The following is a 9740-nucleotide window of genomic DNA, read 5'->3' as shown; positions in this document are numbered from 1 at the left end:
TGACTTTTGGCACGCTGTTGAGTTCTCAAGGAACGGACGCTTCCATCGGGCGGCTTTCACACCGGCCCTCCGGGCGCTTCGTTCTTTCGTGTTTCGAGCTTACCAGATCCGTTTCCCGGTGCTTAACCGGCGCTTTTCGCGTCCGAAATCTGGTGTTAACCGCCGACTCGCGGCGACCCGACCAACCATAGCGGGTCCCCGGCCGGAGCGCGAATCGAGCCACGCCGGGGGTCACCCGCCCGGACGCGCCATTTGTTGCTCTCGCGAGCATATACAGCAATGGTCCCGATTCGCCAAGATGCCTGTAGAGTGCGGCGCATCGGCCAAGAGGACTAGACCACTAGCAGTCGGCGAGATGACCGGCCGGTGAGGCCGGACCATGCGGCCGACTGCCCGGGAATGTCAGCGGATGTCCGAAGTTGACATGATTTAGGCTTCAGTCGATCGCCCTGCCGCGTTCGCGGCCGCTCGCCTGTACTGCGCACTTGGGAGGCTCAACCATGACCACTGTGACGTCGCCGCTGACCGGCAAGGTCGTCGGGCTCGCCGGCGTGCCGGACCCCGTGTTCTCGGGTGCGATGGTCGGCCCGGGCACCGCGATCGACCCCGTGCGCGAGCAGACCGAGGCCGTTGCCCCGGTGGACGGCGTGGTCGTGTCCATGCACCCGCACGCGTTCGTCGTCGTCGACGCGGACGGGCACGGTGTTCTGACCCACCTGGGCATCGACACCGTCCAGCTGAACGGCGAGGGCTTCGAACTGCTCGTCAGCAAGGGTGACACCGTCACCCGCGGCCAGGCCGTCATCAAGTGGGACCCGGCCGCCGTCGAGGCCGCCGGCAAGTCGCCGATCTCGCCGATCGTCGCGCTGGAGGCCTCGGCCGAAGCGCTGGGCTCGGTTCTGGAGAGCGGGGAGGTCGCCGTCGGCGAGGCCCTGTTCAACTGGAGCTGACCGCTTCCCCCTCTTATCCGACACATCCGCCCCACCGCTCCGGTCGGGGCGGCCCGGCACACAGCGGTACCCGGCGGGTCCGCCTCTCTCACGGAGACAGACATGGAGAAGACGCTGCGCGGCGTTGGTGTCAGCCACGGGGTCGCGATCGGCCAGGTGCGGCACATGGGGACGGCGGTGCTGGAGCCCCCGGCCACCCAGATCCCGGCCGAGGACGCCCCGCGCGAGCAGGCCCGCGCCCAGGCGGCCGTCGAGGCGGTGGCCGCGGACCTGATCGCCCGCGGCAACCTGGCCGGCGGTGAGGCCCAGGCCGTGCTGGAGGCCCAGGCGCTGATGGCGCAGGACCCCGAGCTGATGGCCGACGTCTCCCGCCGGATCGCGGTCGGCAGCAGTGCCGAGCGCGGTGTCTACGACGCCTTCGCCGCCTACCGGGCGCTGCTGGCCTCCGCCGGGGAGTACCTGGCGGGCCGGGTGGCCGACCTCGACGACGTCCGGAACCGCATCGTGGCGCGGCTGCTGGGTGTCCCGATGCCGGGTGTCCCGGACAGCGACGAGCCGTACGTGCTGTTCGCCCGGGACCTCGCGCCGGCCGACACCGCGCTGCTGGACCCGACGCTGGTGCTCGGCTTCGTGACCGAGGAGGGCGGGCCGACCAGCCACAGCGCCATCCTGGCGCGGGCCATGGGCGTGCCGGCCGTGGTCGCGCTGCCGGCGGCGACCGAGGTCGCCGAGGGCACGGTCGTCGCCGTGGACGGCAGCTCGGGTGACGTGCTGGTCGAGCCGGGCGAGGAGAAGAAGGAGGAGCTTCGCCGGATCGCCGCCGAGCGCAAGGCGGCGCTCGCCGCCTCCTCCGGACCGGGCGCGACCTCGGACGGGCACCGGGTGCCGCTGCTGGCCAACATCGGCGGCCCGGCCGACCTGCCGGCCGCGCTGGAGGCGGGCGCCGAGGGCGTCGGGCTGTTCCGCACCGAGTTCCTCTTCCTGGACGACTCCGCGAAGGCGCCCGGCGAGGAGAAGCAGGTCGAGGCGTACCGCAAGGTCCTGGAGGCGTTCCCGGAGAACCGGGTCGTCGTGCGGGTGCTCGACGCGGGCGCGGACAAGCCGCTGGACTTCCTGACCCCGGCCGACGAGCCGAACCCGGCGCTGGGCGTGCGCGGTCTGCGCACCCTGCTGGAGCACCCGGAGGTGCTGCGCACCCAGCTGCGGGCGCTGGCGAAGGCCGCCGAGGGCCTGCCGGTGCACCTTGAGGTGATGGCCCCGATGGTGGCCGACCGCAAGGACGCCCGGGAGTTCGCCGAGGCGTGTCGCGAGGCCGGGCTGAGCGCCAAGTTCGGTGCGATGGTCGAGATCCCGTCGGCCGCGCTGCGGGCCCGCTCGATCCTCCAGGAGGTCGAGTTCCTGTCGCTGGGCACCAATGACCTCGCCCAGTACACCTTCGCGGCCGACCGTCAGGTCGGTGCGCTGGCCCGGCTGCAGGACCCGTGGCAGCCGGCGCTGCTCGACCTGATCTCCGCCGCCGCCGAGGCCGCGCAGGCCGAGGGCAAGAGCTGCGGCGTCTGCGGCGAGGCCGCGTCGGACCCGCTGCTGGCCGTGGTGCTGACCGGTCTCGGTGTCACCAGCCTGTCGATGGGCGCGGCGTCGATCCCCTACGTGCGGACCGCGCTGGCCAAGTACACGCTGGCGCAGTGCCGCCGGGCCGCCGAGGCGGCGCGGGCAGCGGACAGCGCCGAGGAGGCGCGGGCCGCGGCGCAGCAGGTGCTGTCGGGCGAGTAGCCGCCGGACGACCGTCGGCGTACGCCGGAGGGGCCCTTCCACTGTGGCTGTGGAAGGGCCCCTCCGGCGTTCCTCCGGGCGGGTGGCCTACGCCTGCCGGCCGGCCTCGCGGTCGCGGCGCAGCTGCTCGAACCAGCGGAGGTGGTCGAGGTTGTCGACGGAGCCGGGGTTGACGGCCCGGTCGAGCGGGGTGCCGGAGAGCAGGCGCTTCACCGGGACCTCGATGCGCTTGCCGGTCAGGGTGTGCGGCAGTCCGCGGACGGCGATGACCTCGTCGGGGACGTGCCGCGGGGAGAGCTCGGTGCGCAGCGAGGTGCGGATGCGCCCGATCAGGTCGTCGTCGAGTTCGGCGCCGGGGGTGAGGACGACGAACAGCGGCATCCAGTAGCCGCCGTCGGGCTCCTCCAGTCCGATGACCAGGGACTCGGCGATCTCGGGGAGGCGTTCGACGACCTCGTAGATGTCCGAGGAGCCCATCCGGACGCCCTGGCGGTTGAGGGTGGAGTCGGAGCGGCCGTGGATGACGACGGTGCCCCGGGAGGTGACGGTGATCCAGTCGCCGTGGCGCCAGATGCCGGGGTAGGTGTCGAAGTAGCTGTCGTGGTACCGGGTGCCCTCGGGGTCGTTCCAGAAGCCGGTGGGCATCGAGGGGATCGGCTTGGTGACGACGAGTTCGCCGACCCGGTCGGTGTGCGGCCGGCCGTCGACGTCCCAGGACTCGACGGCGGCGCCCAGGCAGGGGGCCTGGATCTCGCCGAGGTGGACGGGGAGGGTGGGGACGCCGCCGACGAAGCAGGAGCAGACGTCGGTGCCGCCGCTGACGGAGGCGAGCCAGACGTCCTCCTTCACCTCGTCGTAGATCCAGCGGAAGCCGTCGGGGGGCAGCGGGGAGCCGGTGGTGCCGATGCAGCGGACGGCGGAGAGGTCGAGGTCGCGGCCGGGGTGGAGCTCGGCCTTGCGGCTGGCGATCACGTAGGCGGCGGAGGTGCCGAGCACGGTGGCGCCGGTACGGGCGGCCACGGACCACAGGGCGCCGGTGTCGGGGTGGCCGGGGCTGCCGTCGTAGGTGACGACCGTGGACCCGGTGAGGAGGCCGGCGAGGAGGAAGTTCCACATCATCCAGCCGGTGGAGGTGTACCAGAGGAAGCGGTCGCCGGGGCCGAGGTCGAGGTGGAGGCCGGCCTGCTTGAGGTGCTCGACCAGGATGCCGCCCTGGCTCTGCACGATGGCCTTGGGCAGGCCGGTGGTGCCGGAGGAGTAGAGGACCCAGAGCGGGTGGTCGAAGGGGACCGGCTCGAAGACCGGCGCGGTGTCGGCGGCGACCAGGTCGTCCCAGGCCAGCGCGCCCTCGGGGGCGGGGGCGCCGAGCAGGGGGACGTGCACGACGGTGTGCAGCGAGGGGAGTTCGCGGCGGAGTTCGGCGACGACCTCGGTGCGGTCGTGGTCCTTGCCACCGTAGTGGTAGCCGTCGACCGCGAAGAGGACGACGGGCTCGATCTGCTGGAGGCGGTCGAGCACGCTGCGGGCGCCGAAGTCGGGGGCGCAGCTGGTCCAGACGGCGCCGACGGCGGCGGTGGCGAGGAGGGCGACGGCGGCCTGCGGGATGTTGGGCAGGTAGGCGCCGACCCGGTCGCCGGGGCGCACGCCCCGGGCCCGGAGGGCGGCGGCCAGGGAGCCGACCTGGCGGCGCAGCTCGGCCCAGGTGAGCACGGCGGGCTCGTCGGTGGTCTCGTCGAGGTGGAGGATCGCGGGGCGGCCGGCGTTCGCCTCGTCCTCGGCGGCGCGCAGGGCGTGCTCGGCGTAGTTGAGGCGGGCGCCGGGGAACCAGCGGGCGCCGGGCATCGTGGGGTCGGCGAGGACGGCGTCGGGGGCCTCGGTGAAGCGGACGTCGAACCACTGGGTGACGGCGGTCCAGAAGCGGTCGAGGTCCTCGACCGACCAGGCGTGCAGGGCGGCGTAGCGGGCTGCGGCCTGGTCGTCGTCGGCGGCGGGGGCGAGCGGGGCGGCCGGGGCGCCGTGGTGCTCGGCGGCCCAGGCCTGGAAGGCCACGATCCCGGTGCCGGCGGCACGAGCGGGGTCGGGGCGCCAGAGTGGCTGGTCCTGGGGTGGGGTGCTCACGGTGGTGGTCTCCCGGCCGGTGATGAGGGCGGACGGGGATGCTTGTGGCAGGGCCCGCGTCCGGTTGGGGGCTGTCGGTGCAGACCCTGCCATGTGAGCGGCCGGGGCGCCAGGGTCTGCCCGGCCGTCGGGCCGCGGCCGGGTTGCCTGGTCAGAGGCGGGAGAACTCGCCGTTGAACCAGGAGCGGGAGACGCGGGTGTGGAAGGGGAAGGCGAGCGGGGTCTCGGGGGTGGCGACCTGCCAGCCGTCGGTCTCCTCGGTGGGGACGGAGGGCGGGAGGGCGGCGAGCGGGCGGGCGGGGAGCAGGCCGAAGAGGCAGAGGAAGCCGCCGTGGGTGTCGGAGTCGGTGGCGACCAGGGTGATGTCCGTGGCGTCGGCGAGGATGCCGGTCTCCTCGCGCAGTTCGCGCACGCAGGCCTGCTGCCAGCTCTCGCCGTAGTCGATGTAGCCGCCGGGGAGGGCGAGTTCGCCGTAGCCGGGTTCGATGGTGCGGCGGATCACCACGAGGCCGGCGGCGTGGCCGGCGGCGGTGGTGACCGGGAGGAGGGTGACGACGACGGGCAGGGGGTTGCGGTAGCTGATCTCGGTGCAGCCGGGGCAGGTGCGGGGCCAGGCGGAGGTGCCGGCCGGGTAGGGGGTGCCGCAGAAGTGGCAGTGGGAGTTGGCGTGGTGGCGCACCGTGCCGGCCTCGTGAGTCGTCATGGCCGGATGGTAGTGCGGTCGGGCGCGGCGGGGGCGGGGGTCGCCGGATCCGGCGGCGGATCGCTGCGGGTGGGGCGGAGCAGCGCGGGGTGGAGGAGCGTGGCGTCGCCGGCGTGGTAGGTGCGGGCCCGGGGGCCGCCGCGGGCGCCGCCGCGGTCGGTGGTGGTGCCGGTGCCCTCGACGAAGCCGGGGACGGAGAGCACCTTGCGGTGGAAGTTGCCGGGGTGGAGCTTCTCGTCCCAGACGGCCTCGTAGACGGCGCGCAGTTCGGGGATGGTGAAGTCGTGGTGGAGGAAGGCGGTGGCCAGCGGGCTGTACTCGATCTTGGCGCGGGCGCGGTCGAGGCCGTCGGCGAGGATCCGGGCGTGGTCGAAGGCGAGCTCGATGGGGGTGAGGTCGCCGGGATCGCCGGGATCGGCGGGCTCGGCGGGCTCGGCGGTTTCGGCGGGCTCGGCGGTTTCGGCGGTTTCGAACGGCCCGGCGGTTGCGGCCGGCTCGGTGGAGCCGGTGCGCCCGTCGACGCCACCCCCGTGGGTGTCGGCGGGCGCACCGGCGGTCTCGGACCGGCCGGTGGGCCGGAGGTCGAGGGCGGTGACGGGGTGCCAGGCGGCGTGCGCCGCGTCGGTACCGGCCCGCGGGTCGGGCAGGTCCGGGGCGAAGGCGAGGTAGGCGACGGAGATCACGTGCATCCGCGGGTCGCGCTCGGGGGTGCCGTAGCTGCCGAGCTGTTCGAGGTGGAGGCGGCTGAGCGCGGCCTCGGCCCCGACGGTGCCGTGCAGGCCGGTCTCCTCGGCGAACTCGCGGGCGGCGGCCTCGTCGAGGCTCTCCTCCCCGGCCCGCAGGAAGCCGCCGGGCAGCGCCCAGCGGCCCTGGTAGGGCGGGAGGGCGCGCTCGACGAGCAGCACGTGCAGGCGGCCCTGGCGCAGGGTGAGGGCGACGACGTCGACCGTGACGGCGACCGGGGTGTAGGCGCGCGGGTCGTAGGAGGCGAGCCACTCCTGCTCGGTGGTGTCCATGGTGTGCGCTCCCCTCCCCCGGTGGCGCCGGGACGGCGTCCTTCTCGGACTGAGCACAACGTAGCGACCCGTTGACTCTGCGGCAAATCATTTTCCCGCCGCTCCCCCGCCCACCGGATCCTAGGCTGTGACCAGGACGTTTCACCCGAGGAGGCGGTCATGGGCGCACCCGGCGCGCCGGACTTCGCCGCCGCGCTGGCGGCCGGTCCGCTGGTGCTGGACGGCGGGCTGTCGAACCAGCTGGCGGCGGGCGGCCACGACCTGGCGGACGCGCTGTGGTCGGCGCGGCTGCTGGAGGACGCGCCGGAGGCGGTGCTGGCGGCGCACCGGGCGTACTTCGCGGCGGGTGCGCAGGTCGCGATCACCGCGAGCTACCAGGCGAGCTTCGCCGGCTTCGCCCGGCGCGGGACCGGCCGGGACGGGGCGGCGCGGCTGCTGGCGCGCAGCGTGGAGCTGGCGCGGGAGGCGGCGCGCGGGCTGCCGGGGCCGCGCCGCTGGGTGGCGGCGTCGGTCGGGCCGTACGGGGCGGTGCTGGCGGACGGGTCGGAGTACCGGGGCCGCTACGGGCTGTCGGCGGCCGAGCTGGAGGCCTTCCACCGGCCGCGGCTGGAGGTGCTGGCGGCGGCCGGGCCGGACGTGCTGGCGCTGGAGACGGTGCCGGACGCCGACGAGGCGCGGGTGCTGCTGCGGGCGGTGCGCGGGCTGGGGGTGCCGGTCTGGCTGTCGTTCGGCGCGGCGGACGGGCTGACCCGGGCCGGGCAGCCGCTGGCGGAGGCGTTCGCACTGGCGGCGGACGCGGACGAGGTGGTGGCGGTGGGGGTGAACTGCTGCACGCCCGGGGAGGCGGACCGGGCGGTGGGCCTGGCGGCCCGGGTGTCGGGCAAGCCGGTGGTGGTGTACCCGAACAGCGGCGAGGGCTGGGACGCGGCGGCCGGGGCGTGGTGCGGCGAGCCGACCTTCGCGGCGGGCCGGGTGGCCGGGTGGCTGGCGGACGGGGCGCGACTGGTGGGCGGCTGCTGCCGGGTCGGGCCGGACGCGATCCGGGCGGTGGCCGCGGAGGTGGCGGCGCAGGTGGCCGCGCGGGCGGCGGAAGAGACGGCAGCCGTTCCGGACGCGCCGCCGACCGGGCCCGCCGGCCGCCCGGACTGACCGCCCGACCCGGCACGGCGGCGGCGCGGGGACGGCACGGGGGGCGGTGCGGGGGCGCACGACCGACCGCCCGGAGCGCGGTTACCGAGGGGGAAGGTGCACGGAACGGCGGCGGCCTGGCAGACTCGTGCCGTCACCACTGCGGTCGACAATGTCGACCGCCTGTCAGCGCGGAGGTACCCATGCCCGGCCCGATCCAGTCGCTCTCCCGGGCCGCCGCGATCATGCGCCTGCTGGCCGGCGGCGAGCGCCGCCTGGGCCTTTCGGAGGTCGCGACGGCGCTGGACCTGGCCAAGGGCACCGCGCACGGCATCCTGCGCACCCTCCAGCAGGAGGGGTTCGTGGAGCAGGACCCGGAGAGCGGGAAGTACCAGCTGGGCGCGGAACTGCTGCGGCTCGGCCAGAGCTACCTGGACGTCCACGAGCTGCGGGCGCGCGCCCTGGTGTGGGCCGACGACCTGGCCAGGGCGGCCGGGGAGACCGTCTACCTGGGCGTGCTGCACCAGCGCGGGGTGCTGATCGTGCACCACGTGTTCCGCCCGGACGACACCCGCCAGGTGCTGGAGGTCGGCTCGATGCAGCCGCTGCACTCGACCGCGCTCGGGAAGGTGCTGCTGGCCTACGACCCGGTGGCGCGCGGCGAGCTGGGCGAGGGCCCGTTCGAGTCCTACACCGCGCGGACGCTGACCGAGGCGGCGGACGTGGACGCGGAGGCGGCGCTGACCCGCGAGCGCGGCTGGGCGGACTCGGTGGAGGAGACCTGGGAGGGCGTGGCCTCGATCGGCGCGCTGATCCAGGACCGGCGACGCAACCCGGTGGGCGCGGTCTGCATCAGCGGCGCGGTCGAGCGGGTCTGCGAGGACGGCTTCGTGAAGCCCTCGCTGGTCGCGTCGGTGCGCAGCGCGGCGCGCGCGATCTCCCGGGACCTGGGCGCCGGGCGGTTCTGAGCGGCGGGCCGCGGGCCCGCCGGGAGCCCGGAGAGACGTTCACGCCAAGGCGCGGACGGGCGAAATGCCCGTCCGCGCCTTACCGTTTTGTCCAAAATTCCGATGATCCGCCCAGCGGCATCGGGGAGCACGACGAGCCGAGGGTCACAGCTGCGTAACCCGGCCTTGACGAGAGGGCGACCCGGGGAGGAAGCTTCCGCATGACGGTCGACATTGTCGAACGATGGCCGTGCGAATCACACCCACAGAGCGCTCACCCGCCCGACGGTCCGCCCGGCCCCTGCCCCCACCCTCACCTCCGGGCCATATGGACAAGGGAGTCTTTGTGTCCGCGTTCTCCAACGGCGACGTTTTCGTCGGCGAAACCCTCGGCACCGCCGCGCTGATACTCCTCGGCGGCGGCGTCTGCGCCGCCGTGACGCTCAAGAAGTCGAAGGCCTTCAACGCCGGCTGGCTGGCGATCACCTTCGGCTGGGGCTTCGCGGTCCTGATCGCCGCCTACATGTCGGCCCCGAAGTCCGGCGCCCACCTCAACCCCGCCGTCACCGTCGCGCTCGCCGTGAAGAGCGGCGAGTGGAGCCAGGTGCCGCTCTACCTCGGCTCCCAGATGCTCGGCGCGGTCATCGGCGCCGTGCTCGTCTGGGCCACCTACCTCGGCCAGTTCCAGGCCAACCAGGAGCCGACCCTCGGCATCTTCTCGACCGGGCCCGAGGTCCGGAACCCGGTCCAGAACGTCCTCACCGAGGTCATCGGCACCTTCGTGCTCTGCTTCGCGATCCTCACCATCGGCACCAACAACGGGCTCTCGCAGTCCGGCACGGGCACGCTGATGGTCGCCTTCACCGTGGTCGGCATCGGCCTCTCGCTGGGCGGCCCGACCGGCTACGCGATCAACCCGGCCCGCGACCTCGGCCCGCGCATCGCGCACGCGCTGCTGCCGATCCCCAACAAGGGCGGCTCCGACTGGTCCTACGCCTGGGTCCCGGTGGCCGGCCCGATCATCGGCGGCCTGCTGGCCGGCGGCCTCTACAACGCCATCTTCTGAGGCCGGGTTCGAACCCGCCGCGCACGGGGACTGACCACG

Annotated in this window: 8 protein-coding genes; 5 read left to right on the top strand and 3 right to left on the bottom strand. The window is 74.2% G+C overall.

Going from position 1 to position 9740, the window contains the following annotated elements; all coding sequences use genetic code 11:
* Positions 1 to 500: 500 nt before the first annotated feature.
* Together ACFVVL_RS34485 and ptsP are read left to right on the top strand one after the other, a co-directional pair.
* Positions 501 to 950: a PTS glucose transporter subunit IIA gene (locus ACFVVL_RS34485; RefSeq protein WP_387682378.1), complete on the top strand. Its 450-nt coding sequence runs from the start codon at positions 501 to 503 to the stop codon at positions 948 to 950.
* A gap of 102 nt (positions 951 to 1052) precedes the next feature.
* On the top strand, positions 1053 to 2723 hold the full coding sequence (ptsP, locus tag ACFVVL_RS34480; RefSeq protein WP_380296918.1) for a phosphoenolpyruvate--protein phosphotransferase: 1671 nt from the start codon (positions 1053 to 1055) through the stop codon (positions 2721 to 2723).
* Positions 2724 to 2810: 87 nt separating this feature from the next.
* Here ptsP and ACFVVL_RS34475 read toward each other — a convergent pair whose 3' ends face one another.
* From ACFVVL_RS34475 to ACFVVL_RS34465, 3 genes are read right to left on the bottom strand one after another with little or no spacing between them, the layout of a single operon-like run.
* A complete protein-coding gene (locus ACFVVL_RS34475) occupies positions 2811 to 4934 on the bottom strand; it encodes an acetoacetate--CoA ligase (protein WP_387682375.1) in 2124 nt (707 codons plus the stop codon).
* A gap of 58 nt (positions 4935 to 4992) precedes the next feature.
* Positions 4993 to 5544 carry an NUDIX domain-containing protein gene (locus ACFVVL_RS34470; RefSeq protein WP_387682372.1) on the bottom strand — a complete coding sequence of 184 codons (552 nt, stop codon included), beginning with the start codon at positions 5542 to 5544 and terminating at the stop codon, positions 4993 to 4995.
* A complete protein-coding gene (locus tag ACFVVL_RS34465) occupies positions 5541 to 6560 on the bottom strand; it encodes an NUDIX domain-containing protein (protein ID WP_387682369.1) in 1020 nt (339 codons plus the stop codon). The genes ACFVVL_RS34470 and ACFVVL_RS34465 overlap by 4 nt, the downstream gene beginning before the upstream one ends.
* Positions 6561 to 6719: 159 nt before the next feature.
* On the opposite strand from ACFVVL_RS34465, the gene mmuM reads away from it, so the two are divergent.
* From mmuM to ACFVVL_RS34450, 3 genes are all read left to right on the top strand, one after another.
* Positions 6720 to 7709 carry a homocysteine S-methyltransferase gene (gene mmuM, locus ACFVVL_RS34460; protein WP_387682367.1) on the top strand — a complete coding sequence of 330 codons (990 nt, stop codon included), beginning with the start codon at positions 6720 to 6722 and terminating at the stop codon, positions 7707 to 7709.
* Between the two features lie 182 nt (positions 7710 to 7891).
* Positions 7892 to 8656 (top strand): IclR family transcriptional regulator, encoded by a 765-nt coding sequence (locus ACFVVL_RS34455; protein WP_387682364.1) that lies wholly within the window; start codon positions 7892 to 7894, stop codon positions 8654 to 8656.
* Positions 8657 to 8963: 307 nt separating this feature from the next.
* A complete protein-coding gene (locus ACFVVL_RS34450) occupies positions 8964 to 9701 on the top strand; it encodes an MIP/aquaporin family protein (protein WP_380296930.1) in 738 nt (245 codons plus the stop codon).
* Positions 9702 to 9740 lie beyond the last annotated feature (39 nt).

Origin of the sequence: Kitasatospora sp. NPDC058115, from assembly GCF_042884635.1 — a bacterium.
Lineage (GTDB): Bacteria > Actinomycetota > Actinomycetes > Streptomycetales > Streptomycetaceae > Kitasatospora.
The sequence above is the reverse complement of the archived record's forward strand: the minus strand, read 5'-3'. Positions and strand labels throughout refer to the sequence as shown.